The 26,017-nt window shown below is 66.8% G+C and carries 23 protein-coding genes and 1 pseudogene; 6 read left to right on the top strand and 18 right to left on the bottom strand.

What is annotated here, in order from left to right:
- Positions 1 to 106: 106 nt before the first annotated feature.
- The 5 genes and pseudogenes from A5779_RS32945 to A5779_RS11215 all read right to left on the bottom strand — a co-directional run.
- Positions 107 to 241 (bottom strand): annotated as a pseudogene (locus A5779_RS32945) (ribosome maturation factor RimM); the annotation flags it as partial.
- A 10-nt stretch (positions 242 to 251) separates the two neighbouring features.
- Entirely contained in the window at positions 252 to 494 is a 243-nt protein-coding gene (locus A5779_RS11200; protein WP_003881089.1) for an RNA-binding protein, read from the bottom strand.
- Between the two features lie 8 nt (positions 495 to 502).
- A complete protein-coding gene (rpsP, locus tag A5779_RS11205; RefSeq protein WP_064881782.1) occupies positions 503 to 970 on the bottom strand; it encodes a 30S ribosomal protein S16 in 468 nt (155 codons plus the stop codon).
- A 250-nt stretch (positions 971 to 1,220) separates the two neighbouring features.
- Positions 1,221 to 1,640, bottom strand: coding sequence for a nuclear transport factor 2 family protein (locus tag A5779_RS11210; RefSeq protein ID WP_055112870.1), 420 nt, complete (start codon positions 1,638 to 1,640; stop codon positions 1,221 to 1,223).
- Positions 1,641 to 1,659: 19 nt separating this feature from the next.
- Positions 1,660 to 2,895, bottom strand: coding sequence for an osmoprotectant NAGGN system M42 family peptidase (locus tag A5779_RS11215; protein WP_064881784.1), 1,236 nt, complete (start codon positions 2,893 to 2,895; stop codon positions 1,660 to 1,662).
- Positions 2,896 to 2,970: 75 nt separating this feature from the next.
- Here A5779_RS11215 and A5779_RS11220 point away from each other — a divergent pair, with 75 nt between their 5' ends.
- From A5779_RS11220 to A5779_RS11230, 3 genes are all read left to right on the top strand, one after another.
- Positions 2,971 to 3,855 (top strand): D-alanyl-D-alanine carboxypeptidase family protein, encoded by an 885-nt coding sequence (locus A5779_RS11220; protein WP_064881786.1) that lies wholly within the window; start codon positions 2,971 to 2,973, stop codon positions 3,853 to 3,855.
- Positions 3,856 to 3,941: 86 nt separating this feature from the next.
- A complete protein-coding gene (locus A5779_RS11225; RefSeq protein ID WP_064881788.1) occupies positions 3,942 to 4,757 on the top strand; it encodes a D-alanyl-D-alanine carboxypeptidase in 816 nt (271 codons plus the stop codon).
- Positions 4,758 to 4,840: 83 nt separating this feature from the next.
- Positions 4,841 to 6,412 carry a diflavin oxidoreductase gene (locus tag A5779_RS11230; RefSeq protein WP_064881790.1) on the top strand — a complete coding sequence of 524 codons (1,572 nt, stop codon included), beginning with the start codon at positions 4,841 to 4,843 and terminating at the stop codon, positions 6,410 to 6,412.
- 75 nt (positions 6,413 to 6,487) lie between these two features.
- Here A5779_RS11230 and A5779_RS11235 read toward each other — a convergent pair whose 3' ends face one another.
- The 7 genes from A5779_RS11235 to ftsY form a co-directional block, all read right to left on the bottom strand.
- The gene (locus A5779_RS11235) at positions 6,488 to 7,549 is read right to left on the bottom strand and encodes a metal-dependent hydrolase family protein (protein ID WP_064881792.1); all 1,062 of its coding nucleotides are present in this window, start codon (positions 7,547 to 7,549) and stop codon (positions 6,488 to 6,490) included.
- 3 nt (positions 7,550 to 7,552) lie between these two features.
- Positions 7,553 to 9,106, bottom strand: a complete 1,554-nt coding sequence (ffh, locus tag A5779_RS11240) for a signal recognition particle protein (RefSeq protein ID WP_064881794.1) — start codon at positions 9,104 to 9,106, stop codon at positions 7,553 to 7,555.
- A gap of 9 nt (positions 9,107 to 9,115) precedes the next feature.
- Positions 9,116 to 9,865: a hypothetical protein gene (locus tag A5779_RS11245; RefSeq protein WP_131811632.1), complete on the bottom strand. Its 750-nt coding sequence runs from the start codon at positions 9,863 to 9,865 to the stop codon at positions 9,116 to 9,118.
- A 28-nt stretch (positions 9,866 to 9,893) separates the two neighbouring features.
- Positions 9,894 to 12,398 carry a [protein-PII] uridylyltransferase gene (locus A5779_RS11250; protein ID WP_064881798.1) on the bottom strand — a complete coding sequence of 835 codons (2,505 nt, stop codon included), beginning with the start codon at positions 12,396 to 12,398 and terminating at the stop codon, positions 9,894 to 9,896.
- An 83-nt stretch (positions 12,399 to 12,481) separates the two neighbouring features.
- Positions 12,482 to 12,820 carry a P-II family nitrogen regulator gene (locus A5779_RS11255; protein ID WP_003881099.1) on the bottom strand — a complete coding sequence of 113 codons (339 nt, stop codon included), beginning with the start codon at positions 12,818 to 12,820 and terminating at the stop codon, positions 12,482 to 12,484.
- 6 nt (positions 12,821 to 12,826) lie between these two features.
- Complete coding sequence (locus tag A5779_RS11260) at positions 12,827 to 14,131, bottom strand: ammonium transporter (RefSeq protein WP_064881800.1); 1,305 nt, start codon at positions 14,129 to 14,131, stop codon at positions 12,827 to 12,829.
- A gap of 229 nt (positions 14,132 to 14,360) precedes the next feature.
- Positions 14,361 to 15,728 (bottom strand): signal recognition particle-docking protein FtsY, encoded by a 1,368-nt coding sequence (gene ftsY, locus A5779_RS11265; RefSeq protein WP_064881802.1) that lies wholly within the window; start codon positions 15,726 to 15,728, stop codon positions 14,361 to 14,363.
- A gap of 399 nt (positions 15,729 to 16,127) precedes the next feature.
- On the opposite strand from ftsY, the gene A5779_RS11270 reads away from it, so the two are divergent.
- On the top strand, positions 16,128 to 17,690 hold the full coding sequence (locus A5779_RS11270; protein WP_064881804.1) for a PE-PPE domain-containing protein: 1,563 nt from the start codon (positions 16,128 to 16,130) through the stop codon (positions 17,688 to 17,690).
- Between the two features lie 220 nt (positions 17,691 to 17,910).
- Complete coding sequence (locus A5779_RS11275; protein WP_064881806.1) at positions 17,911 to 18,534, top strand: hypothetical protein; 624 nt, start codon at positions 17,911 to 17,913, stop codon at positions 18,532 to 18,534.
- Between the two features lie 7 nt (positions 18,535 to 18,541).
- Here the strand turns inward: A5779_RS11275 and smc are convergent, their stop codons facing one another.
- Genes smc through A5779_RS11290 form a run of 3 tightly spaced genes read right to left on the bottom strand, consistent with a single transcriptional unit; the run spans position 18,542 to position 22,868 of the window.
- The gene (gene smc, locus A5779_RS11280; protein WP_064881808.1) at positions 18,542 to 22,129 is read right to left on the bottom strand and encodes a chromosome segregation protein SMC; all 3,588 of its coding nucleotides are present in this window, start codon (positions 22,127 to 22,129) and stop codon (positions 18,542 to 18,544) included.
- 26 nt (positions 22,130 to 22,155) lie between these two features.
- Complete coding sequence (locus A5779_RS11285; RefSeq protein WP_064881811.1) at positions 22,156 to 22,464, bottom strand: acylphosphatase; 309 nt, start codon at positions 22,462 to 22,464, stop codon at positions 22,156 to 22,158.
- Complete coding sequence (locus A5779_RS11290; protein WP_064881813.1) at positions 22,461 to 22,868, bottom strand: OsmC family protein; 408 nt, start codon at positions 22,866 to 22,868, stop codon at positions 22,461 to 22,463. The genes A5779_RS11285 and A5779_RS11290 overlap by 4 nt, the downstream gene beginning before the upstream one ends.
- Positions 22,869 to 23,005: 137 nt before the next feature.
- Between A5779_RS11290 and A5779_RS33835 the strand changes: the two genes are divergently transcribed.
- Positions 23,006 to 23,782, top strand: coding sequence for an Rv0361 family membrane protein (locus A5779_RS33835; RefSeq protein WP_064881815.1), 777 nt, complete (start codon positions 23,006 to 23,008; stop codon positions 23,780 to 23,782).
- A gap of 22 nt (positions 23,783 to 23,804) precedes the next feature.
- Here A5779_RS33835 and mutM read toward each other — a convergent pair whose 3' ends face one another.
- The 3 genes from mutM to A5779_RS11310 are packed head-to-tail and all read right to left on the bottom strand — an operon-like array spanning position 23,805 to position 25,984.
- Positions 23,805 to 24,671 carry a bifunctional DNA-formamidopyrimidine glycosylase/DNA-(apurinic or apyrimidinic site) lyase gene (gene mutM, locus A5779_RS11300; protein WP_064881817.1) on the bottom strand — a complete coding sequence of 289 codons (867 nt, stop codon included), beginning with the start codon at positions 24,669 to 24,671 and terminating at the stop codon, positions 23,805 to 23,807.
- A gap of 6 nt (positions 24,672 to 24,677) precedes the next feature.
- Positions 24,678 to 25,370: a ribonuclease III gene (gene rnc / locus A5779_RS11305; protein ID WP_064881819.1), complete on the bottom strand. Its 693-nt coding sequence runs from the start codon at positions 25,368 to 25,370 to the stop codon at positions 24,678 to 24,680.
- The gene (locus A5779_RS11310) at positions 25,367 to 25,984 is read right to left on the bottom strand and encodes a YceD family protein (RefSeq protein ID WP_064881821.1); all 618 of its coding nucleotides are present in this window, start codon (positions 25,982 to 25,984) and stop codon (positions 25,367 to 25,369) included. Before A5779_RS11310 ends, rnc begins: the two co-directional genes overlap by 4 nt.
- Between the last annotated feature and the right edge of the window lie 33 nt (positions 25,985 to 26,017).

Genomic DNA, 26,017 nt, shown 5'->3' on the forward strand with positions numbered 1-26,017 from the left:
GGGGCGGGGAGTGGTTAAACCCCCCCCGGCCCCGGGGGGGGGGGGGCCCCCCCCCCCCCCCCCCCCGCCACCCCGCGGCCCCCCTCCCCCCCCCCACCGGGCCGCCGCCCCCCCCGGGGCCGCGCCCCCCCGGGCCCGCGCCGGGGATAAATCGGGCATCCGGGTCGTCGGTACGAATCTCGACGACGAGTTCACCGGTAATGCCGTGAGCTTTGACAACCCGCCCGACAACCAGGTCCATGGATCCGACGCTACTGGTCGGTGTCCACCACGTCGACGCGGATTCCGCGCCCACCGATGCCTGCGACCAGGGTGCGCAGCGCGGTGGCCGTGCGGCCGCCGCGACCGATGACCTTGCCCAGGTCATCGGGGTGCACGTGCACCTCGACGGTCCGCCCGCGGCGGCTGGTGACCATGTCGACGCGTACGTCGTCGGGATTGTCCACGATGCCGCGGACCAGGTGCTCGACGGCGTCGACCACGACAGAACTCACTGCGATGCTCAGCTCTCGCTTGCGGCGTCGTCGGCAGCGGCCTCGGCAGGTGCCTCAGCGGCGGCCTCGGCAGCGTCATCCTTCTTGGGAGCCTTCTTCTTCTTGGGCGTGACGGCCGCGGCACCGGTGCCGCTCTCGGCCTCGGCCAGCGCCGCATTGAACAGGTCCAGCTTGGACGGCTTGGGCTCCTTGACCTTCAGGGTGCCCTCGGCGCCCGGCAGGCCCTTGAACTTCTGCCAGTCACCGGTGATCTTCAGCAGGGCCAGCACCGGCTCGGTGGGCTGCGCGCCCACACCCAGCCAGTACTGCGCGCGCTCCGAATCGATCTCGATCAGGCTGGGCTCTTCCTTGGGGTGGTAGCGCCCGATGACCTCGATGGAGCGGCCTTCGCGGCGGGTGCGCGCGTCGGCGACGGCGATGCGGTACTGGGGGTTGCGGATCTTGCCAAGCCGGGTGAGCTTGATCTTGACAGCCATGGTTGAGACTTCTCCTCTATGTCACGCTGCAATTCAGCGATGCGGGCGGAATTGCCCGATCCGGTTTTGCCTTACGTGTGTGACCGCCGCGCAGCGCATTGAACGAGTCGCGTGGCAGACAGCGCCCAATTGTGCCAGAACGATGCCGACCAGCCCAAATCCAGCTCGAATGGCCAGTTATTGCACAACGTGCCGCCGGTTGCGTGTCACAACCGGCCACTCGGCGCGTGAGGCGCCCGGGTTGCGAAGGTCAGACGACCTTGTCGAAACACTTGGTCTCGACACGGCGGCTCATCCGCCAGCCGTCGGCCGTCCGCACGAACTCGTCCTCGTACCACAGTCCGCAGAACAACACCTGTTGCTCCAGCCCCGGCAGCACCATCGGGTTGAAGCAGATGGTGCGGGAGGACGCTTTGTCACCGTCGATCCGGACATCGAAGTTGCCGAGCATGTGGGCGTAGGCCGGGAAGTTCGGCAGCACCTCGGCCAGCCAGGCCTTGACCTCGGGATAGCGACCGTCGATGCCCCCCATCGCCCGGTAGTCGATGTAGGCATCGGAGGTGAACACCGCATCGAGGTCATCGAATAGTCGACGGTCTATCGCCGTGGAGTAGTCGATCAACAACTGCTGGATCTCCAGACGGTCCGAAATCTCGGCCAAGCTCAACATGTCTCGATTCAACACCAGGTCAGGATTGAGGGCCCTCCGACGGCGGCCAATGCGCGCCCGGCGAGGCGTCCCCCGGCTCGGTGAAGTGGCCGCGGGACAACGGCACCCACTGCTCGCTGGGAGCCGGCTGCTTCGAGGACGGGAAGTCACGCAGTGCACCGGTCGGGCTGGAATCCCAGGCCTCAAACGTCAACGGTGTCTGCAGCCAAGCGTTGAGCAACAGATAGGTGGCCTCCAACGAGTCCAGGTGGGTCCGTTCCCAACCGTGGCTCCCGTCGAGGCCGAACCCCAGCAGTGCCGCGCGGGTACCCGCGCCGGCCTCGATGGCGGCTGCCGCGTCGGACCGGTAGTAGCGGAACACGTCCCGCGCGAACGGGATGCCCTGTCCCTCGGCCAGGCGGCAGAGCTTGCGGGTCAAGTGATAGTCGAACGGACCGTGCAGGTCGGCCATCGGGATCGTCACGCCGTGTTCGATCGAGTGCTGCCCGGGGGCGCAGACCGCGTTATCCACCGAAACCAACTCGGCCACATCGGGCGGAAGCCCGTGACTGGCACCGTGCCCCACTTCCTCGGTGATGGTCACCATGAGAGTGGCGCGGTGCGGAAGCACGATCTTTTGCTCCGAGATGGTCTTGGCCAGGGCCAGCGCGACCGCCACCCCAGCCTTCCCGTCGAGGTGGCGCGACACCACGAAGCCGTCCTCGGTGAGTTCGGGGCTGGCGATCAGCGCGACGAAGTCACCCACGTTCAGACCCAGCCGTTCCAGATCCGCACGTGTCGACACATTTCGGTCCACCCGTACCTCGACGTGATCCCAGTCGGTGGGCTGGGTGTCGATCTCGTCGCCGTAGGCATGCCCGCTGGCCTTGAGCGGCATGATCGTGCCCGTGAAGAACTCGTCGGGGTCGTCGGAGAAGATCCGCACCCGCGCGCCCGCAGCGAACCGTGCGGAGAATGTGCCGACGGGGACCAATTCGAGCCGGCCGTTGTCCTTCAGATTCCTGACCATGCAGCCGATGGTGTCGGCGTGCACCACCAGCGCTCGGTCGATCGTGGGCGACTCACCAGGCAGCTCGGCGGTCAGCGCACCGCGCCGGGTCAACGTGAACGGCACGCCCAGATCGTTGAGGATATCGCCGATCAACTGCATCACGGCGTCGGTGCGTCCCGACGGACTCGGAGTCTGCAGCAACGACAGCAGCGTGTCGATCATCCACTTACGTTCGGCCTCCGGCATGGCGGCGGTCTCGGCCACGTTTTCTCACCTCGTATTCGTCGGATCTTCCTCACACGCCGATGCCCGCGGATTGTGCCACTAGGGTCAGTGGACATGGTCAGGCTCGTCGGTGCGATCTCGCTCTGTCTCGCAGCACTTCTCCCAACAGCTCTACCAGGCTCCCCCACGGCCTCCGCCGACACCAGCGTGCAGCAGGTCGGCGCGACACCCATCCCGGCCGGCCCCGCCCCGGCCTGGATCGTCGCCGACATGGATACCGGCCAGATCCTGGCCGGCCGGGATCAGTACGCCCCGCACGCACCCGCCAGCACCATCAAGACTCTGCTGGCGCTGGTGGCCCTCGACGAGATTCCGTTGGATGCAACCGTCGTCGCCGACGAAGCCGATGCCAAGGTCGAGTGCACCTGCGTCGGGATCAAGGCCGGACGCACCTACACCATGCGGCAGCTGCTGGATGCGGCACTGCTGGTGTCCGGCAACGACGCCGCCAACACACTGGCACACATGCTCGGCGGGACCGACGCCGCGGTGGCCAAGATGAACGCCAAGGCCGCCGCGCTCGGCGCGAACGCCACCCATGCCGGGTCGCCATCGGGTCTGAACGGCCCCGGCATCGACGGGGCCACCACACCGCGGGACCTGGCCGTGATCTTCCGCGCCGCGCTGGCGAATCCGATGTTCGCGGCGATCACGTCATCGCCGTCGGCGTCCTTTCCAGGTGCCACGGGACCAGTCACGTTGGTCAACCAGGACGAGATGCTGGGCCGCTATCCAGGCATGCTCGGCGGTAAGACCGGTTTCACCGACGTGGCTCGCAAGACGTTCGTCGGCGCTGCGCAGCGCGACGGCCGCCGGTTGGTGGTCGCCATGATGTACGGGTTGGTCAAGGAAGGTGGCCCGACCTACTGGGACCAGGCCACCAGCCTGTTGGACTGGGGATTCGCTCAGGACCACTCAGCAGGCATCGGCCAGTTGTAACGGGCTGATCCGTACCTCCGCGCCGCAACCATACGGAGACCTGATCGCGCGCTGAGCGAGTCCTGTGATCCGTAGCGTCAAGCTCCGTGCGACGACGTTTCGCGGCGACCGTGCTCGCCCTCGGCGCGGTGCTCGCGGTCACGCCCTCCGCGCACGCGCAGCCCGGCGTCCAGCCGGCAGGCGCCCAGATTCCCGACGGACCCGCCAAGGCCTGGCTGGTTGCGGACATGGACACCGGCCAGGTACTGGCGTCCAAGGACCCCAACGGCTCGTATGCCCCGGCCAGCACCATCAAACCCCTGTTGGCGATGGTGGTGCTCGATCATCTCCGGCCCGATAATTTCGCCCGGGCCAACGCATCCCATACCAAGGTCGAATGTTCATGTGTGGGCTTGAAACCGGGTCAGCCGTACACCACCCGCCAGCTACTCGAGGCACTGCTCATGGTGTCGGGCAACGACGCGGCGAACATGCTCGCCGACATGCTCGGCGGCCGTCCCGCCACCGTCGCGGCAATGACGCGCAAGGCGGCCACAGTCGGCGCTCGCAACACCCGCGCCGGCTCACCGTCCGGCCTCGACGGCCCCGGCTGGGAAACCGTGACCACTCCTCACGACCTGGCGGTGATCCTGCGCGCCGCGCTGACGTACCCACTGATCGCGCAGATCATGCGCCAGCCCTCGGCCCAGTTCCCCGGCAAGACCCTGACCAACCAGAACGAACTGCTTGCGCGCTACCCCGGCGACATCGCCGGCAAGACCGGCTACACGGACCTGGCCCGCAAGACGTATGTCGGTGCCGCGCAACGGGGTAACCGTCGTCTGATCGTGGTCCAGATGTACGGCACCGGCGATCTGTACGGACAGGCGATCGATTTGTTCGATTACGGTTTCTCGCACTGACCTTCGACGCTAAGAGGTAGGGCCCCACCGGGACTCACACCCAACTAAGGTAACCCTAAATTCGTGTGGAGTGCCCGCGCGCGATGAGGGGAGCCGATGTGTCCGACCGTGAGTTCTCGTTGGTGGTCGCCTATGGCACCGACATGGGCAACGCCGAAGACGCTGCCATGTCGTTCGCCGAGGCCACCACCGCCGCCGGAATTCCTGCCGAGGCCGTCGAGCTCAACCAAGTCGAACTCAGCCAGCTCAGTACCGCAACGCATTTCATCGTGGTGACATCGACTTTCGGCGACGGCGAGTTCCCCGACACCGCCACGCTGTTCTGGGAGGCGATCAGCGCCTCGACCGAACGTCTGGAACACATGAGCTTCGCAATCCTGGCCCTCGGCGACACCTCGTACGAATTGTTCTGCAACGCAGGAAAACTCCTCGATGCCCGGCTGGAGGAGTTGGGCGCCACCCGGCTCGCCGACCGCGTGGACGTCGACGGATACTACGAAGAACCGGCCGCGGCCTGGACCACCGACCTGGTCAAGCAACTCATCGCCGCCCAGTCCGGCCCCGCCGCTGCCGTCTCCGGCGTCGAGGCCGTCGCGGCCGTCGCGGCCGAACCCCCGCTTCGCGGCCAGGAACGCAACCGCCCCTTCGCGGCTCCCCTGGCCGTCAATCGACTGCTCACGGCGGCAGAATCCGACAAGGAGGTCCGCCACTACGAACTGGACCTCACCGGCTCCGGGATCGCCTATCAGGCCGGCGACTCGCTTGCCGTCCACCCGGCCAACGATCCCGACCTGGTGGCCGCGATCCTGGCCGAACTCCAGGTCGGCCCCGAGCATCGCGTCGGCGACTCGGAAGAGACTCTGGGCGTCCTGCTCACCGAACACCTGGAGATCCGGACCCCCTCGCGAGCGCTGCAGGAGCTGGCGGGTACCGCCGCCTACGGTGAGGATGTCCTCGATCTGATCCGGCGCACCGACCTCACTGTCGACGAGGTGGTAGATACCTTGCGCCCGTTACAGTTCCGCGACTACTCGATCGCCTCGAGTCCGCTGACGCACCCCGATCACGTGCACCTGACCGTGGCCACCGTGCACTACCCCGGCGCCGACCGCCGCCACGGTGGCGTCGCCTCGACCTACCTGGCCGAGCGCACCGCGACGGTGCAGGTTCACCTGCGGCCCAACCACCATTTCCGGTTGCCCGCAGGCGATGTGCCGGTCATCATGATCGGCCCTGGTACCGGCATCGCCCCGTTCCGGGCGTTCCTGCAGGAGCGGCAGGCCGCCGCCGCGCCCGGCCGCTCCTGGCTGTTCTTCGGAGACCGTCGCCGGTCCACCGACTTCCTGTACGGCGAGGAGTTGACGGAATTCGTCGAGTCCGGCACGCTGACCCGGCTCGATCTGGCCTTCTCCCGCGACCAGGACACGAAAGTGTATGTGCAGCATCGTATGCGGGAGCACTCCGCCGAGTTGTTCGCGTGGCTGCAGGATGGTGCGCACCTCTACGTGTGCGGTGACGCCGACCAGATGGCCAAGGACGTGGATGCCACTCTGCACGAGATCGTCGCCGAGAGCGGGGGCATGGACGCGGACACCGCGCACGCCTATGTCAATGACCTGATCAAGACCCACCGCTACCTGCGTGACGTGTACTGATTTTCCCCGCGAGCAGACGCAAACTCATACATTTCCGGTCGAATTCATGCGAGTTTGCGTCTGCTCGGCGGAGAGTCAGAACACCCGCCCGCGCAGGATCACCAGATCCGGGTGGCTGACCCCGCCATGGCGTGGGTCCTCGGTGTAACAGACCAGGTCTGCGGATGCACCGTCCTCCAACGCGGGCCGCCCCAGCCAGACCCGGGCATCCCAACTTGCCGCTCCCAGTGCGGCGATGGGGCTCATCCCGATGCCCTTGAGCGCCTCGATCTCGTCGGCGATGCGGCCGTGCGCGATCATGCCGCCGGCGTCGGTGCCCGCGAAGATCGGTACCCCGGCCTCGTAGGCCGCACCGACCCGGGAGCGACAGGACCCGTACAGGTCACGCATGTGCTTGGCATACTGCGGATACTTGCCCGCCGCGTCGGCGATGCCGGGGAAATTGTCGATGTTGATCAGGGTCGGCACCAGCGCGGTGCCGTGTTGGAGCATCAATTCGATTGTGTCATCGGTGATCCCGGTGCCGTGCTCGATGCAGTCGATTCCGGCCTTGATGAGTCCGGGCAGCGCATCCTCACCGAAGACGTGCGCGGTGACCCGCGCTCCCTCGGCGTGGGCGGCGTCGATCGCGGCTTTGAGGATCTCGTCGGACCACAACGGGGCCAGGTCGCCGACCCCTCGGTCGATCCAGTCGCCGACCAGCTTCACCCAGCCGTCACCCCACCGGGCCTGCTCGGCCACGGCAGCGGGCAGTTGCGACTCGTCCTCGATATCGATCGGCAAGCCGGGTGAATAACGCTTGGGTCGGGCCAGATGGCGTCCGGCTCGGATGATGCGCGGCAGGTCGTCGCGGTCGTCGAAGCTTCGGGTGTCCACCGGGGAGCCGGCGTCCCGCAACAACAGTGCGCCCGCGTCCCGTTCGGTTTCGGCCTGGGTCACCGCCTCGTCCAGCTCGACGGCGCCATGAGGGCCGAGGCCCACGTGGCAGTGTGCGTCGACCAGGCCCGGAATGATCCAGCCACCGTCAAAGACAGTGTCGGCGTTGGCGATCGGCTCAGCCGACAGCACACCCTGGTGGATCCACCACTGCACTTCTTCGTCGTCGGGAAGTCCGCGACCACGAACGTGCAGCGCCATCGGCTACTTCTGGCCCGGGAACTTCAGCTTCGACAGGTCGAAATCGGCCAGACCCGGTGGCAATTCGTCCAGGCCCTTGGGCATGTTGGACAGGTCCGGGAAGCCGGCGGGCATCCCGGCGCCGAACGGGTTCTTCGGCGGGGTCGGACCCCGGCCCTTCTTCTTACCGGCCTGCTTGTTCTTGCCCTTGGCGGCCTTGCGCGGGGAGTTCTTGCGCCCGAACGGCATTCCCATCTGGCCGGCCATCGACGACATCATCTTGCGGGCGTCGAAGAACCGGTCCACGAGCTGGTTGACCTCGGATACCTCGACCCCGGAGCCATTGGCGATACGCAGCCGGCGCGAGGCGTTGATGATCTTCGGATCGGCCCGCTCGGCCGGCGTCATGCCACGGATGATCGCCTGCACCCGGTCCAGTTGCTTGTCATCGACGGCGGCCAACGCATCCTTCATCTGGCCGGCCCCGGGCAGCATGCCAAGCAGGTTGCCGATCGGGCCCATCTTGCGGATCGCCAGCATCTGCTCGAGGAAGTCCTCCAGCGTCAGCTCGCCGGAGCCGATCTTGGCGGCGGCCTCCTCGGCCTTCTGCTGGTCGAAGACCTGCTCGGCCTGCTCGATGAGGGTGAGCACGTCGCCCATGCCCAGGATGCGGCTGGCCATCCGGTCGGGGTGGAAGACATCGAAGTCTTCGAGCTTCTCCCCTGCCGAGGCGAACAGGATCGGCACGCCGGTGATCTCGCGCACCGACAGCGCGGCACCACCGCGCGCGTCACCATCGAGCTTGGTCAGCACGACACCGGTGAAACCGACGCCCTCGCGGAACGCCTCGGCGGTGGCGACGGCATCCTGACCGATCATCGCGTCGAGCACGAAGAGGGTCTCGTCGGGCTTCACGGCGTCGCGGATCGCCGCGGCCTGGCCCATCAGCTCTTCGTCGATGCCCAGCCGGCCGGCGGTGTCGACGATCACCACGTCGAAATGCTTGGCCCGGGCCTCGGCCATACCGGCCGTCGCGACCGCCACCGGATCACCGTGGCCACCGATCTCCAGGCCATCGGGCGAGGTACCCGGGTGCGGCGCAAAGGACGCCACACCGGCGCGCTCGGCCACGATCTGAAGCTGGTTGACCGCACCTGGCCGCTGCAGGTCACATGCGACGAGCAGCGGGGTGTGGCCCAGACCCTTGAGCCATTTCGCCAGCTTGCCGGCCAGCGTGGTCTTACCGGCACCTTGCAGACCGGCGAGCATGATCACCGTCGGCGGGGTCTTCGCGAAGGCCAACTGGCGGGTCTCGCCGCCGAGGATGCCGATCAGCTCCTCGTTGACGATCTTGACCACCTGCTGCGCGGGATTCAGCGCGGCGGACACCTCGGCGCCCTTGGCGCGATCCTTGATGCGCGCCACGAAGGCACGCACCACAGGCAGCGAGACGTCGGCCTCCAGGAGGGCCAACCGGATCTCGCGCGCCGTGGCGTCGATATCGGCGTCGGTCAACCGCCCCTTGCCGCGTAGGCCCTGCAGGGCTCCGGTCAACCGGTCAGACAGGCTCTCAAACACGTGGTAAGCCTAGCGGCCCGGGATTTGTGGCGTGGTTGGCCGCCGCGAGGCGGAAGCTATCGCGTCGATCGCCCAACAGATCAGGCAGGACAGTACGAAGGCACCCATCGGGACGGCCCATGCGTTGATCCAACTCGAGGAGGCCTTGAAGACGTCGATCGCCTCCGTCTGGTAGATCCATCGCACAACCAAGGCGGAGACCACTGCCGCCACCAGTCCGACCACCCAGATGTTGTTGCGCCTGCGCGCCAGGCCCCACGCAGCCACGTAACCCACCAAGATCAGCACGTGGGCCACGGCATAGAACCACCCCGGCAGGACAAACGAAGGCCGTGTCGAGAGGTCCAACTCACCGCCCTGGAGAAGTTGGTGCGATATGCCGGACAGCACCGTGTCGAACAACGCCACGACGCCAGCGGTCGCCACTGCAGGGAGCCGGCGACCCGGCCGAGCCCAGCACACTACGACGACCACGAAGTACAGCGCGAGGAGAACCCCCGGCAGCCACATCGCCACTCCTAGCGGCCACTCGTGCAGCCACGCTCTCCGGAACGGCCGCGAGCCGGCATAGAAGATCGGAATCGTCGGGAGTATCAGCAGGGCGCTGATGAGAATCTGACCGACGGGAGGGATGCGCTCGGTCGCCGGTGGTGGAGTCGGGATCTGCGCGTGCGCGCCATATCCGTACTGAGGTGCCGCGCCAAACCCGTACTGAGGTGGCGCGCCGAAGCCGTTCTGATATCCCCCGAAATTCGTCACGCCGGCAATCATCACCTATCGACGAGGATCAGCTCGCATGCTCGGCCGGTTTCGGTTTGGCCGGCGGCGCAGGCAGGATCGCGAGCAAGTCGCGCTCCAGCTCGGCGCGTACCACGGCCCGTTGCGCTTCGTCGCCGGCCAGTGCCGGGGCGGTGATGCAGAAGACGTCGACGACGGATGAGCCCAGTGTGGTCACCTTGGCCCACGCAACATCCAAGCCGTCGCGCTCGAACACCGCCGTCAGCCGGGCCAACAGGCCGGCCCGGTCGATCGTGCGAATCTGGACGATCAGGTCTTCGGCTGCCGTGCCGGGTGACCACAGGATGCGCGGCGGGGCGGGCACGTGGTTGGCCGGCACCGACGCCAGGATCTCGCCGGCCCGGGTGGTCGGATGCTGGGCCGCCTCCTGGTCTCGGCGTTCCAGCGCGCCGACCACATCCAGCTCGCCGTCGAGCGCCAGGATGAACTGCTGGCGCAGCAGTTGAGCAGGTGGTGGCGAACCGAAGTGCGGAGACACCGCGAAGGTGTTGATCGCCGAACCCTCATGACTGTTGACCGACGCCGAGTGCACCCGCAGGGAGTTCAGCGCCAGCACGCCGGCCGCCTTGGACAACAGGCCGCGCCGGTCCGCGCCGATCATCGTCACGTTGTAGATGTGTGGGCTGTCACCCGGGGAGAGCTCGACGTGGACACCGCCGTCGGCGGCCAACGCCACGAACCGCGAGTCGACCGGATCGGGTTCGGGCAACGGTTCACCGGCCATCACCAGCCGGCACCGTCGCACCAGATCGCCGATCAGCGATGCCTTCCAGTCCCCCCACACCCCGGGGCCGGTGGCCAGGGAGTCGGCTTCGGCCAACACATGGAGCAGCTCCAGCAGCACCATGTCCCCACCGAGCGCGTCGGCTACCGCGTCAATGGTCTTGGGGTCCTGAAGGTCTCGCCGCGTCGCGGTCTCGGGCAACAACAGGTGGTACCGCACGATCTTCGACAGCACATCGATGTCAGACGGCCAGAGACCCAGCCGGGTTCCGATCTGAGTGGCCAACTCGGCACCGATCACGCTGTGGTCGCCGCCCCGCCCCTTGCCGATGTCGTGGCACAGCGCACCCAGCAGCAGCAGATCGGGACGTGATACGCGGGTGGTGAAAGCACTTGCCCGCGAGACAGTCTCGACCAGATGTCGGTCAACTGTCCAGGTGTGCACGACATCCCGCGGGGGCAGGTCCCGCACTGCACCCCACTCCGGGAACAACCGGCCCCACAGGCCGGTGCGGTCCAGGGCTTCGATGGTGGCGACCGCCGCGGGACCCGACGCCAGCAACACCAGGAGGTCCTTGAGCGCCTGCCGCGGCCACGGCGTACGCAGTTCGGGCGCCGTCTCGGCCAGCCTGCTCAGTGTGGACACCGCCATCGGCAGGCCGGTGGCGGCGGACGCCGCGGCGACCCGCAGGATCAGACCCGGATCGCGTTCCGGCCGTGCATCGCGGGCCAGGATCACCTCGCCGGCGAACTCGATCACGCCCTCGTCGAGCGGGCGGCGCACCGGGCGGCGAAGCGCGGCGAAACCGCGCCGGGGTAAGGCATTGGCGGCGGTACGGATACCCGAGTCGACGTAGTAGCTCACGGTCCGGGCCGCATCCGACAGGGTGCGGGCCAGGTCGAATCGATCACCGATCCGCAGCGCCGCGCCGATCTCATCGGCATGTTGGGCCAACAGCAGTTCCCGGCCACGGCCCGACGCGCGGTGCAGTTCGGTCCGCACATTCAGCAGCGACAGGTGGGCACCGCCGAGTGTTCCGGTAGGTGAGGCCAGCGCATGACTCGGATAAACATCGGCCAGTTGCGCTATCGCCAGCGCGTTGAGCAGTTGTACGTCCCGCAGGCCGCCGCGGCCCGACTTCAGGTCCGGTTCGGCGCGGTGCGCGATCTGGCCGCTGCGTTGCCAGCGCGCCTGCGCATGCTCGACGAGTTCGTCGAATCGCGAGCCGATTCCGATCCGCCACTGCCGTCGCGCCCCGCCGACCAGTAGCGCCGACAGGTCGGCGTCACCGGCCATATGACGGGCGTCCAGCATCGCGAGACCTACCGCGATGTCCTCACCCGCCACCTTGAGGGCCTCGGGAACCGTGCGCACACTGTGGTCGATCCGGATGTTGGCGTCCCACAGCGGATACCAGAGCTTCTCGGCCACTTCAGAGACGAGCTCGACAGGCATGTTGTCATGCAGCAGCATGAGATCGAGATCGGAATACGGCAACATCTCGCCGCGGCCCAGACCACCGGTGGCCACGATGGCGAACCCACTGGTGGCCGTGATCCCGATCTCGGCAGCCTTTGTGGTGAGCCAGAATTCGTGCAGATCGAGTAATGCATCCCGCAGGGCGGCCGCATCCAGTTGACGGGATCCCCCGGCCAGCAATTGCTGGCTGGCCGCCGCCAGATCGGTGGCCGGCCGCGGCGAGCCGACCGGACCCTCCTGTCCGGAGGTCCCGGCCGGCTCGTGGATGGAATCTGGCTGCTGCTCTGTCATTTGGACTCCTCCCCCGGTCAACTACCTGCCACCGCACTTCCTGACCGGGGGACTCGGTCGTCTACCTCGACGACCGGCCACCGCTACAGGGCGTCGGCGCCCCGCTCCCCGGTACGGACACGGACAACGGTGTCGACCGGGCTGACCCAGACCTTCCCATCGCCGATCTTGCCGGTACGGGCGGCCTGCACGATGACGTCCACGACCTTGTCGACCGCGGAATCGTCGACGACAACTTCCACCCGGACCTTCGGTACGAAGTCGACCGAGTACTCGGCACCGCGGTAAACCTCGGTGTGGCCCTTCTGCCGGCCGTAGCCCTGTACCTCGCTGACCGTCATCCCCAGGATGCCCGTCTGCTCCAGGCCGGTCTTGACATCCTCCAGCGTGAACGGCTTGACGATCGCAGTGATCAGCTTCATATTCCCTTATTCCTCCCCGCCGTGACGACCAAGAACAGAACCGGTTCCGACAGCGACGAAGTCGTAAGCGCTCTCAGCGTGCTCGGACTCGTCGATACCGGAAGCCTCCTCTTCTTTGTCCAGGCGCAGGCCCACGGTGTATTTGACAATCAACGCCAAGATAGCGGTACCCACCGCCGAATAGAGCAGAACAGCACCGGCCCCGACCGCCTGTCGCCACAGTTGATCGAACCCACCACCGTAGAACAGACCGGCAATGCCGGCAGGTGCTTCCTTGGTGGCCACCAGGCCGACCAGCAACGTACCGACGATACCGCCGACCAGGTGGACACCCACCACGTCGAGAGAGTCGTCGAATCCGAACTTGAACTTCAAGCCCACCGCCAGGGCACACAGTGCGCCTGCGGCAACACCGATCACGAGCGCGCCCACGACGTTCACCGAGGAGCAGGACGGGGTGATCGCGACCAGCCCGGCGACGATGCCCGATGCGGCGCCCAGTGACGTCGCGTGCCCGTCACGGATCCGCTCGGTGAGCAGCCAGGCCAGCATGGCAGCGGCAGTCGCCACCGTCGTGGTGACGAAGGTCGACCCGGCAACTCCGTTGGCCGACACCGCAGAACCGGCGTTGAAGCCGTACCAGCCGAACCACAGCAAGCCGGCGCCGAGCATCACGAAAGGAAGGTTGTGCGGGCGCATCGGCGTACCCGGCCAGCCGAGCCGCTTGCCGAGGATGATGGCCAGGACCAGGCCCGCGGTACCGGCGTTGATGTGCACCGCGGTGCCACCGGCGAAGTCAATTGCCTTGAGCTGGTTGGCAATCCATCCCCCATGGTGGATCACCGTCTCACCATCGGAGCCCTTGACGTCGAAGTCGAAGACCCAGTGCGCCACCGGGAAGTAGACAACGGTCGCCCACAGCGCGGCGAACAGCAGCCAGCCGCCGAACTTGATGCGGTCGGCGACGGCACCGGAAATCAGGGCGACGGTGATGATCGCGAACATCAGCTGGAAACCCACGAACACGGTGGCCGGGATGGTGCCGACCAGCGCGATGGGCGCATCGGCCGAACCGTTCGTTCCGATCAGCCCCTTGAGGCCGAAGAATTGCCCGGGGTCGCCGATGACGCCTGCGGTGTTGTCACCGAACGCGACCGAGTAGCCGTACAGCGCCCACAGCACTGTCACGACACCCATCGCGCTGACGCTCATCATGATCATGTTGAGCACGCCCTTGGCCCGCACCATGCCGCCGTAGAAGAAGGCCAGCCCCGGCGTCATCAACAGCACAAGCGCAGCGGCGGCCAGCATCCATGCTGTGTCACCGGTGTCCGGCGCACCCAATATCGGGAATTGCTCCACTCGCAGTTTCCTCCTTCACCACGCCACGGCCGCAAGGATTTACGGGCCGTTGACCTGGTCAAGACAATGCTGAGTGGATGTTTCGGCTACGACGCCGCTGCGTTTCGCTCGTGTGAACGGATAGCCGGGCTGCGTTTCGCCGGTGTTACACCGTGGGTTTTTGCGGGTTTTCGGGCGGTCAGCCCAGCAGCGCGTCGACGAATGCCGCGGGCTCGAACGGTGCGAGATCATCCGGCCCCTCGCCGAGTCCGACGAGTTTGACCGGGACGCCGAGTTCCTGCTGGACGCGGAAGACGATGCCACCTTTGGCGGTGCCGTCGAGCTTGGTCAGGACCACGCCGGTGATGTCGACAACCTCGGCGAACACCTTGGCCTGCGGCAGGCTGTTCTGTCCGATGGTGGCATCGAGCACCAACAGCACCTCGTCCACCGCGGCGCGCTTCTCCACCACCCGCTTGACCTTGCCGAGCTCGTCCATCAGGCCGGTCTTGGTGTGCAGGCGGCCCGCGGTGTCGACGACGACAACGTCGGCGCCGGCCTTGATACCCTCGTCGACGGCGTCGAACGCCACCGATGCCGGATCGGCGCCTTCGGGCCCGCGCACCACCTCCGCGCCGACGCGTGCGGCCCAGGTCTGCAGCTGGTCGGCGGCCGCGGCGCGGAACGTGTCGGCCGCGCCCAGCACGACACGACGGCCGTCGGCAACCAGAACCCGGGCCAGCTTGCCCACCGTGGTGGTCTTGCCGGTGCCGTTCACCCCGACCACCAACAGCACCGACGGCTTGTCGGCATGCGGCAGAGCCTTAATCGAACGGTCCAGCTCGGGCCGCAGCTCCGACATCAGCACCTCACGCAGCACCGCGCGGGCGTCGGCTTCGCTGCGCACGTTCTTACTTGCCATCCGCTCACGCAATGCCGCGACCACGGATTCGGTCACCACCGGGCCGAGGTCAGCGATCAGCAGGGTGTCCTCGACGGCCTCCCACGAGTCCTCATCCAGATCGCCGCCGCCGAGCAACCCGAGCATGCTGCGGCCCAAGGCGTTCTGGGACTTGGCAAGGCGGCCACGCAGCCGATCCATGCGACCTTCGGCCGGGGCGATGTCCTCCACGGCGGCGGCGACGGCGTCGGGAGCCGTCTCCGGCGCGGCCGGCTCCTCGGGGATGACCGGGGCGCCGACAGAATCTGTCGGCGCAACGGGCACAGGTGGCACCTCGGGCGCCGCTGTCTCGACCGGCGGCTCCGGCAACTGCACATCGGAGATGGTGCGTTTGGGCGCATCCCGCGGAATCGTGGCGTCATCGCCGACGGCAGGGAGTCCGCCGGTGTCGATGCGGTCGAGCGTCGGCGTACCCGACTTGCTGAACGTGATACCCGAGGACGCCGTATATCCGCCGGAGCGGTCGATCGGTTTCGAGGAGTCTCGTTCCGACAGGCTGATCCGCCGCCGCCGGTACCGCACCAGCCCCACGGTGATAGCGACGATCACGAGAACAGCGACGACCGCGATAGCGATCCACAGACCCAACAACGCACCTTGTGTCACGCCGCCATTGTCTCAGGGCGGCCGCGTACGAACGATCGGCCCCGTTCCGCGGACTCAGCACGGCCCATCCCGCCCATGAGAACCGGTCAGAACATCGACGTACGGGATTGCTGAAAATAGTGGTACACGAACGTACCGACGCGGTATATTCCGTTCACCCACACGAGCTGAAGAACATGACCAGGCAAGCCGCAGAATTCATCTGTGGCTTAGCTGCCGTGTTGGCCGAAATCATCAAACTATCGCGCCCAACTGTTGGTTTCGTTTATTCATTCCAGTTATTTGAATTCGCTGACAGCAGGTCTCGACGTGGTTCACGATCCACATGGGTCGGGAATGGCTTCAGCGTCGGTGAGCATGTGGTCTTTCCCTTGGAATTTGTCGAGAGGGAGGACGGGAATGCACATTCGTGTGCTTCGGGGGGTAGCACTGACGCTGGTCGCGCTGATCGGCACCGTCGGGCTGGTCGTGACAGCGACCATGTCCACGCTGGTTCAGCTGGCTGCCACGGCGCTCATCATGGGCGGAACGGGGATGAAGGCGCTGGGTGATCCGCATCAATGGGGAGCCGGCACGTACGTGGACCAGGTCAACAGCACCTACCTGTCCGGCCACCACCTCGATGAGGACGACTTGAAGTGGGTGTCGACACCTGAGCAGTTCTGGCCCGCGACCAGCCTGACCGACGTCAGCTTCGACACCTCGGTGGCTCGCGGCGTGCTGAGCCTCAACAACGCTGTGCAGACCACGCCGGGTGAGAAGATTGTCGTCGGCTACTCGCAGAGCGCCAACATCGCCACCCGGGAGAAGCGCAATCTGGCCGAGCTTCGGGCTCAGGGCGCGGCGGTGCCCACGCCGGACGAGTTGTCTTTCGTCTTCGTGGCCAATCCCAACCGGCCCAACGGCGGAATCCTCGCCAGGTTCGAAGGCCTCTACATACCGATCCTCGGCGTCAGCTTCGACGGCGCCACCCCGGACGACGAATACCGGACAATCGACGTGGCCCGCCAGTACGACCTGATCGCCGACTTTCCCAAATATCCACTCAATCTGCTGGCCGATCTCAATGCCCTGATGGGCTACGTCTACCTACATCCGAACTACGGCTCATCGGTGGTCAACCTGAACGACCCGAGCACATATGAGTCCTATACCTCCGGAAACACCACCTATTACCTGGTGCACACCGAGCACCTTCCGCTGCTGCAACCGTTTCGCGGCATCGGAATTCTTGCGCCGGTGGTCGACCTGGTCGAGCCGACTCTGCGCGTGCTGATCGAACTCGGTTATGACCGCACGCCGGAGAACATGGGGGTGCCGACCCGGGCCGGACTGATCCCCCACATCGACCTCGGCAAGCTTGCGTCGGATCTGCGGGCAGCAGCCAGGGAGGGCGTACGCAACGCGCTCGCCGACCTGGGCATCGACACCGGTGATGCCGTTGGCAGCCACACCGAAGATGTTGCCACACTTGCCAAGTCGGATATCGAAAGAGTTGGGCTCAAACTGCCGGCGACCATCGGGTCGCCGGGCCGCACACGGCTGCGTCAAACCGGCACCGACTCCACGGGCAGAGCCGGAACCCTCACCCGCGCTTCCGACGCTCCGCCGTCCGAGCCCGAGGCGCAGAAGCCCGAGGTGGAAACGAGCACCGGAACTGACACCGAGACCCGTTCCGACACAGCACTTCAGCAGAAACAGCAACAGAAGCAGGCAAATCCGGGAGCTGAACGCATCCGGCAGTCGCTACGACAGGCATTCTCACCCAAGAGGCCGTCCGATGCAGCCACCGACACCGACGCTGCGCCACAAGACAACCCACGCCCGCGGCGCTCGCCGCAACGTCATGTCGGCCAAACCAAGTCGGTCCAGTCGAAATCCAACTCCACGGACACGAAAACCAGCGACACCAAACAGAAGCCGCGCGCCAACCACCGTTCCGGACACTCCGACGCGGCGTAGGTGCGCACCGTTCGAGCGTGCGGGTCACACCCGGATCCACGGGGGAACCCGGGCCTGACCCGCACGCTCGGCACAGCTTCTTCGGCAATACCGGGACATTCGAGTAGTCCACTACGCATGCGTCGCCCGTGATCATGGCGTGATCATTTCCGTACGCCAGCCGACAAGCCCTCGGCAGGCGGCATCTCGAAAGGATGAAGTCCAAGCACGGAGCACTGCCATGACCACACATTCACAATCCGTCGGCCAGCTGTTCAAACTGCGCCGTTCGGCCGACGCCACCGACGGGCCGGCAAAAGGGAACGAGGTGTCGGTTGCCAAGATCACCGTCATCGGCGCCATCGCAACGGCGCTCATCGGTGCCGTTCCCACCGTGTACAACATGATGAAGGACGAGCCGGGTACCGTGGCCATCCCGACGACCCAGACCCAGAGCAATGACCGCGTTTTCGTTGACGATCCGATGGTCCTCAGCGATTCCGGCAAGACGCTGACCATCTCCGGCACGGCGGACCCCTTCGTGGAGACCGTGGGCCTGACGGTCCGTCAGCGCGACACCAAGGCGCCGGTCTTCACGGGCACGACGAATGTCACCGACGGAACGTGGAACCTGGTGGCCACCAGCGACCAGGCGATCCCGCAGCCGCTGGAGGTGAAGGCGTACTACAAGGAGAGGCCCGTCGCCGTTGCGGGAATCACGAAGGCGTCCTACATCTTCCGGCTGGACCCGCCGACACCGCCATCGCCTCAACCCGGGCAGCAGAATGGCTGTCCGACACCGTCAGCCAATAGTTGCTTCAGCGGCCCCGGCTGGTCGGCGCCGTCGATCTACGAGTCGGAATAAGCCCGGATCAGCCTGAGCTGGCGGCCAGTTCCTGACCCCGCATGCGCTGCGAGATCACGGTGGTGATGCCGTCACCACGCATGGTCACACCGTAGAGGGCGTCAGCCACTTCCATGGTCGGCTTCTGGTGGGTGATCACGATCAGCTGGGATTTCTCCCTCAGCTGCTCGAACAGGCTGATCAGCCGGCGCAGGTTCACGTCGTCGAGCGCGGCCTCGACCTCGTCCATCACGTAGAACGGGGACGGGCGGGCCCGGAAGATCGCCACCAGCATGGCTACCGCGGTCAACGACTTCTCACCACCGGACAGCAGCGAGAGTCGCTTGATCTTCTTGCCAGGCGGCCTGGCCTCGACTTCGATTCCCGTGGTGAGCATGTCGGCGGGATTGGTGAGCAGAAGGCGTCCCTCACCACCGGGGAACAGGGTGGAGAACACCTGCTCGAACTCGCGCTCCACATCCACGTAGGCCTCGGTGAACACCTGCAGAATCCGGGTGTCGACATCGGCGATCACATCGAGCAGATCGCTGCGCGCGGCCTTGACGTCCTCAAGTTGCGTCGAGAGGAAGTTGTAGCGTTCTTCCAGCGCGGCAAACTCTTCCAGGGCAAGCGGATTCACGCGGCCCAGCTCCGAGAGCTCACGTTCGGCCTTCTTGGCCCGCCGCTCCTGGGTGGGCCGGTCGAACGGCATCGGCGCGGGCGCCATGACCTGCTCGCCCCGCTCACGGGCCTGCTCGTACTCTGCCATCTCCAAGTCGCTGGGCGGCAACGCGATCTGCGGACCGTACTCGGCGATCAGATCCGCCGCCGGCATCCCGAACTGCTCGAGCACCTGCGCCTCAAGCTGCTCGATACGAAGTGACGCTTGCGCTTTGGCCATCTCGTCGCGGTGCAAGGCGTCGGTGAGCCGGGTGATCTTCGCGTTGAGTTCGGTGACCGTCTCGCGCACCTGGGACAGCGACGTGGCACGCAGCTGACGCTCGGTCGCCAGTTCGTCACGCATCCGCGACGCCACCGCCACGACCGCGCTCAACCGTTGGGCCACAACGCGTCCCGACTCGGACACCGCGGCGGCCACCCGCGCCGCATGTTCACGGGCCTCACGCGCACGCTGCGCCCGCACCCGGGCCTCGCGCTCGGCAGCGGCGGCCCGGCGCAGTGAATCAGCCCGACCGCGAACCGCATTCGCGCGCTCCTCGGCGGTACGAACCGACAGTCGGGCCTCCACCTCGACCGAACGAGCCGCCTCCGCGGCGGCCATCGAGGCCTGACGGTCCACCGGCTCGGCCTCGAACATCGGAAGCTGTTCGGCATTGTGCAGTCGCGACTCAAGTTCGGTGAGTTCCTCGACCGTCTTGGTGCGCCCGGCTTCAAGCTCGTCGCGTTGGCGGATCAACCGCTGCCACTCATCACCGGCGCCGCGGGCATCCTGCCCCAGGCGGCCCAGCTGCTCGTAGATAGCGGAGATCGCGGTGTCAGATTCGTTGAGCGCGGCCATCGCCTCTTCGGCCGCCTCCTGTCGAGCGGCCTGCTCGGTCAGCGCACCCGACAAGGCGGCCTCCAGCTCGCCGGTCTGCCGCTCGACGACCTCCAGTTCGCGTCGGGCCTTGTCGATCTCGGAACTGATCTCAAGTGTGGAGGGCTTGCGGTCGGACCCACCGCTGATCCAGCCGGCACCGACCAGATCACCCTCGGCGGTCACCGCGCGCAGGTCCGGACGCGCCGAAACCAGTTGCACCCCGGCGGGCAGATCGCTGACCACTGCCACCCCGGCCAGCATCGCGGTGATCGCCCCACGCAGCCGGTCCGGGACGCTGACCACGTCGTTGGCCCAGATCGCGCCGTCGGGAAGCGTTCCCGACGGGGCCGAGCCGTCGACCTTCCAGTCCCCAAGCAACAGAGCGGCCCGCCCGCCGTCGGACTCCTTGAGCGCGGCGACGGCGGCGGCCGCGACACCGAAATCCTCGGCGGCCAACGCGTCGGCAGCCGCCCCGAGAACCGTGGCCACTGCTACCTCGTGGCCCGGCTGAACTTTCAGGTATTCCCCGATGGTGCCGAAAAGCCCTGAGCCACTGTGGTTCTTCTGCAACCAGGCGGCACCGTCGCGCCGGTCGAGGCTGACGGAGAGAGCCTCGATGCGGGCCCGCAGCGAGGCGACCTGACGTTCGGCGGCACGCTCGGCCGACTGCAGTTCGGCCACCCGTTCGTCGGCGATCCGCAGGGCTGCCACCGAGCGGTCGTGTTGCTCGTCCAGGCCCACTTCTCCGGCATCGAGTTCGCTCACCCGGCTCTGCACAGTCTCGAATTCGGCCTGTGCCAGTTGGGCTTTGGTGGCAGCTTCCTCGATGTTGACCGACATCCGCATCACCCCGTCGTCGATCGACTCGACCCGGGTGCGCATGGTGTCGACCTGTCCGGCCAACCGGGCCAGCCCTTCGCGGCGGTCGGCTTCGGCCCGCGCCGCGGCCAGATGCGCCCGTTCGGCCTCTGCGGCGAGTTGCTCACGCTCGGCGAGCTCGGCCCGGGCGCTCTCCAAGACGATGCGCGACTCCTCGAGCTCACCGAGCAGCTCCATCTCGAGCTCGGCAACCTCGTCGGCCTCGGCCTCCAGGGCCTCGGGGTCCTGCCCCGTGGAAACCTCCGTCTCGGCTTCGAACAGCTGCGCCCGGTCGGTCGCGATCCGCACGGTGGCACTCACCCGTTCGGCCAGTGCCGAGGCCCGGAACCAGGTCTGCTGGGCGGCCTCGGCGCGGCGGGTCAGTTCGGCCACCGCGGCCTCGTGTGCCTGCAATTCGACGGTCGAGGTTTCCAGCTGGACCGTCGCCTCGTCGTGCTCGCGACGCAGTGTGGTCTCGGCCTGGTTCGTGTTGTGGAACTCGACCTGCCGTCTGACCAGGTCGTCGGCGGCCAGGCGCAGGCGGGCGTCGCGCAGGTCGGCCTGGATCGTCGCCGCCCGCCGCGCCATCTCGGCCTGACGGCCCAGCGGCTTGAGCTGACGGCGCAACTCCGTGGTCAGGTCGGTCAGCCGGGCCAGGTTCGCGGCCATCGAGTCGAGCTTGCGGACCGCCTTTTCCTTGCGCTTGCGGTGCTTGAGAACCCCGGCAGCCTCCTCGATGAAGGCGCGGCGATCCTCGGGACGCGATTCCAGGATCTCGGCCAGCTTGCCCTGGCCGACGATGACGTGCATCTCACGGCCGATGCCGGAGTCGCTCAGCAGCTCCTGCACGTCCATCAATCGGCAACTGCTGCCGTTGATCTCGTATTCGCCTGCACCGTCACGGAACACCCGGCGGGTGATCGACACCTCGGAGTATTCGATCGGCAGCGCGTTGTCGGAGTTGTCGATGGTCAGCGTCACCTCGGCGCGGCCCAGCGGTGCCCGTGAGGACGTGCCGGCGAAGATGACGTCCTCCATCTTGCCGCCGCGCAGCGTCTTGGCGCCCTGCTCTCCCATGACCCAGGTCAAGGCGTCGACCACGTTCGACTTACCCGATCCATTGGGGCCGACGACGCAGGTGATCCCGGGTTCGAAGCGCAGAGTCGTCGGCGAGGCGAAAGACTTGAAGCCTTTCAGCGTCAGACTCTTGAGGTGCACGGAGTCAAACCCTACCGCCGACCCGGCTACCGTTCGATGAACCCCGCCATCGGGGCGTCGGCATCCGCCCAATCTGCGACGACGTGATCCACCGACCCCGGGGTTTCCCCGCTCTGGAGCAGCTCAAGCAATCGCTGACATTTCCCGCGTGGCCCCTGCGCCACCACATGCACCCGGCCGTCGGGCCGATTCGAAGCAAACCCGGTCAGGCCGAGTTCCAGCGCGCGCGACCGGGTCCACCACCGGAATCCCACGCCCTGCACCTGGCCATGCACCCAGGCGCTCAGGCGCACCTCGGTGTCGGGCCCGGCCTCAGGCGGGTGTGGTTCCGTCACGAAGTGGCGACCTCGAATTTCACCTCGGTGCCGGATTTGAGGGTGCGTCCCACCGTGCAGACCTGGTCGATGGCGCGCTCGACGACGGTCAACACGCGGGCCACCTCGGCCTCCGAAAGGCCCGACACGTCGATTTCGAGCTTCTCCTCCAGCAGCGGGTAGCGCTCCTGCTCCCGGTCGGGCGGTCCCGACACCCGAATCGTCGCCGGATAGTCGTCACCCAGGCGCCGGCGCAGGGGCTGGTCGCTGGACATCCCGCTGCACGCTGCCAGGGCGATCTTCATCAGCTCACCCGGGGTGAACACGCCCTCGACGTCCTCACTGCCCACGAGTACCTCTGCACCGCGCGAACTGCGTCCGACGTACCTGCGCACACCGGTGCGGTCAACCCAAAGTTCGGTCATGCGGTATTTCTACACGCCGCGATACGCGGTTATTCCAGGGGTAATGGCCGTCGGATCGGTCACCTGCCCCCGTTGGACACGGCGGCGACTCAGGCAGCGACGATAGACTCGGCCCACCGACATCGCTGAGGAGCACTGTGACCTATCCGCCGAGCAATCCGCCCACCCCGCCGTCGGGAGCGCCCGGGCCGTGGCAGCCGCCGTACCAGCAGCCGGGCGGGCCGGAGGGATATCCGAACACTGCCGGAAACCCCGAGCAGCCGCCGTACGGCTCCCCTTACGGGGCACCTCAGCAACAGCCTTACGGCTCGCCGTATGGAGCGCCGCAACAGCCCCAACCTCCGTACGGCGCGCCCTACGGAGCACCCCAGCCGTACGGGGCGCCCTACGGGCAGCCGTACGGTGCGCCGCAGTCGCCGTACGGGTACCCCACCCCGCAGCCGTCGGGCGGCGGCAACCGTATGTGGTTGGCGATCGGCGGCGCCGTGCTGGCCGTGGTGGTCATTGTCGGCGGCGTCCTGATTTTCGCGTTGAACGGCGATTCGGGTTCGAGTGGCGGCCGCAGCAGCGCGGGTTCGTCGCAGTCCTCCGGTTCCAGCGATGCGGAGAAAGAGGTGCGGGCGTTCCTCGATGAGGTGATGTCGAGCTCCGGCGACCTCAAAGAGGCCCTGCCCTACTTCTGCCAGGCCGATCAGGACCTGTTCAAAAAGATCGGCGGCCTGGATGCGATCGACATTCCGAAGACGACCGACAGCAGCGGGTCGGCGGAGATCACCAAGATCACGGTGAACGGCAGCAAGGCTGTCGTCGACATCTCGAGCACCGCGGGCCCCGGCAAGTTGTACCTGCGCAAGGAAAGCGGATCGTGGAAGATCTGTATGTCCGACATGCCGGGCATGCCCAGCATGCCCTGATCTGCTGCGGACGAGGCTCGGGTCAGCCCCGTGGACGGGGCTGACACTTCGGGCAGTAGAACGACGACCGGTTCATGAACTTGTCGCGGCGCATGACCGCACCGCACCGTCGGCACGGCTCCCCCTCGCGGCCGTAGGCGTCCAAAGACCGCTCGAAATAACCGGATTCGCCGTTGACATTCACGTACAGCGAATCGAACGACGTGCCGCCCTGGCTCAACGCATCGGTCATCACGTCCGCAGCTGCATCGAGTAGCTCCCCCAGCCGACGCCGCGTCAGCAGCGCAGCGGTCCTGGCGCCGTTGACCTTCGTCCGCCACAGCGCCTCGTCGGCGTAGATGTTGCCGATACCGGACACCACGGTCTGGTCGAGCAGCTGACGCTTGATCTCAGAGTGCTTGCGCCGCAATACGGTAACCACACTGTCCCGATCGAACAGCGGGTCGAGCGGATCGCGCGCGATGTGAGCGACAGGCTCGGGCAACGCGGCGCCGTCGACCGTCACCAGATCGGCCAGCTGCCAGCCGCCGAACGTACGCTGGTCGACGAAACTCAGCGCGGTGCCGTCGTCGAGCAGCGCGGCGATCCGCAGATGCCGGTCGTCGCGCAGCGGCCCCAACAGCATCTGGCCGCTCATCCCCAGATGCACCACCAGCGCATCGGTCGCGTTTTCGCTGCCGTCCTCCCCCAGCGTCAGCCAGAGGTACTTACCGCGCCGTCCCGTACCGGTGATGCGGGCCCCCAGCAGACGGGCGGTCAGGTCGGCGGGGCCGGCCTCGTGCCGGCGGACGGCACGCGGATGATGCACGCGTACCGCCGAAATTGTTTTGCCCGCAACATGTTCCTGCAGCCCGCGGCGGACGACCTCTACCTCGGGTAGCTCGGGCATCGGTGCTCACGCATTGTCGAGTGCGGTCCACGCCGCGGCCGCGGCCTTGAGCTCGGCCTCTTTCTTGTTGCGCCCCACGCCCCTGCCGTATTCGACGTCGGCCACCACCACGGCAGCCGAGAATTCCTTGTCGTGGTCGGGCCCGGTGGAGGTCACCACATAGGTGGGCGCACCGAGCCCGCGCGAGGCGGTCAACTCCTGCAGGCTGCTCTTCCAGTCCAACCCGGCTCCGAGTGTCGGCGCTGTATCGAGCAACTCGCCGAACAACCGCAGGATGACCTCCCGGGCGGTGGTCAGGCCGTGCTCCAGATAAATTGCGCCGAGCAGGGATTCGACACCGTCCGCGAGGATGCTGGACTTGTCCGCCCCGCCGGAGTTCTCTTCGCCCTTGCCCAGGAACAGGTGGCTGCCCAGCCCGCCTTCGGTGAGCCCACGGCCGACATCGGCCAGTGCCTGGGTGTTGACGATGCTGGCACGAAGCTTGGCCAGATCACCCTCGGAGCGTTCGGGGTGGCGGTGGTAGAGCTCCTCGGTGACCGTCAACCCCAGTACGGCATCTCCGAGGAACTCCAACCGCTCGTTGGTGGGAAGGCCGCCGTTCTCGTAGGAGTAACTGCGATGCGTCAATGCGATGGTGAGCAGTTCGGCGGGGATGTCGACGCCCAGCGCCGCCAGCAGCGCTGCGTGCGAATCGGTCACTTCTCGCCCCCGGGCTGCTCGTCGTCGGGCAGCATGCCGGCCAGTTTGGCCCAGCGGGGATCGATCTTGTCGTGATGATGCCCCGGCTCTGCGGTGGCCAGCGCGACGCCGCAGTCGGGGCACAGGCCCGGGCAGTCCGGACGGCACAACGGGGAGAACGGCAGCGCCAACCCGACGGCATCGATGATCGGCTGTTCCAGGTCGACGGTGTCGGCCTGTCCCGAGGCGCCCACCCGGCCCATTTCGTCGGCCTCGGTGGTCTCGTCGGTGGTGCTGTCCGGGTACGCGTACAGCTCGGTGAGGTCGATCTCGACATCGCCGGTGAGCTTGGTGAGGCAACGGGCGCACTCACCGACCGTGGGCGCCGATACGGTCCCACTGACCAGCACGCCTTCCGACACCGACTGCAGCTGCAGGTCGAGATCGAGCGGCGCACCTTTCTCGATGGCAACCAGCTCGGCCCCGATCCGCACGGGACTCGGCACCGTCTCCTGGTATGCCAGGAACGAACCCGGCCGCCGGCCGAGTCGCAAGACGTCGATCACCAGCGGCGATCGGGAACCTCCGCGCCGTTCAGGCCCTCCCCGCCCAGCCGATTTCGCATGCGTCGCCATGCATCGATCCTACGGCGGGGTCAGACCACACCA

This window comes from Mycolicibacterium peregrinum, from assembly GCF_001665625.1.
In the GTDB taxonomy this organism is placed as follows: domain Bacteria; phylum Actinomycetota; class Actinomycetes; order Mycobacteriales; family Mycobacteriaceae; genus Mycobacterium; species Mycobacterium peregrinum_B.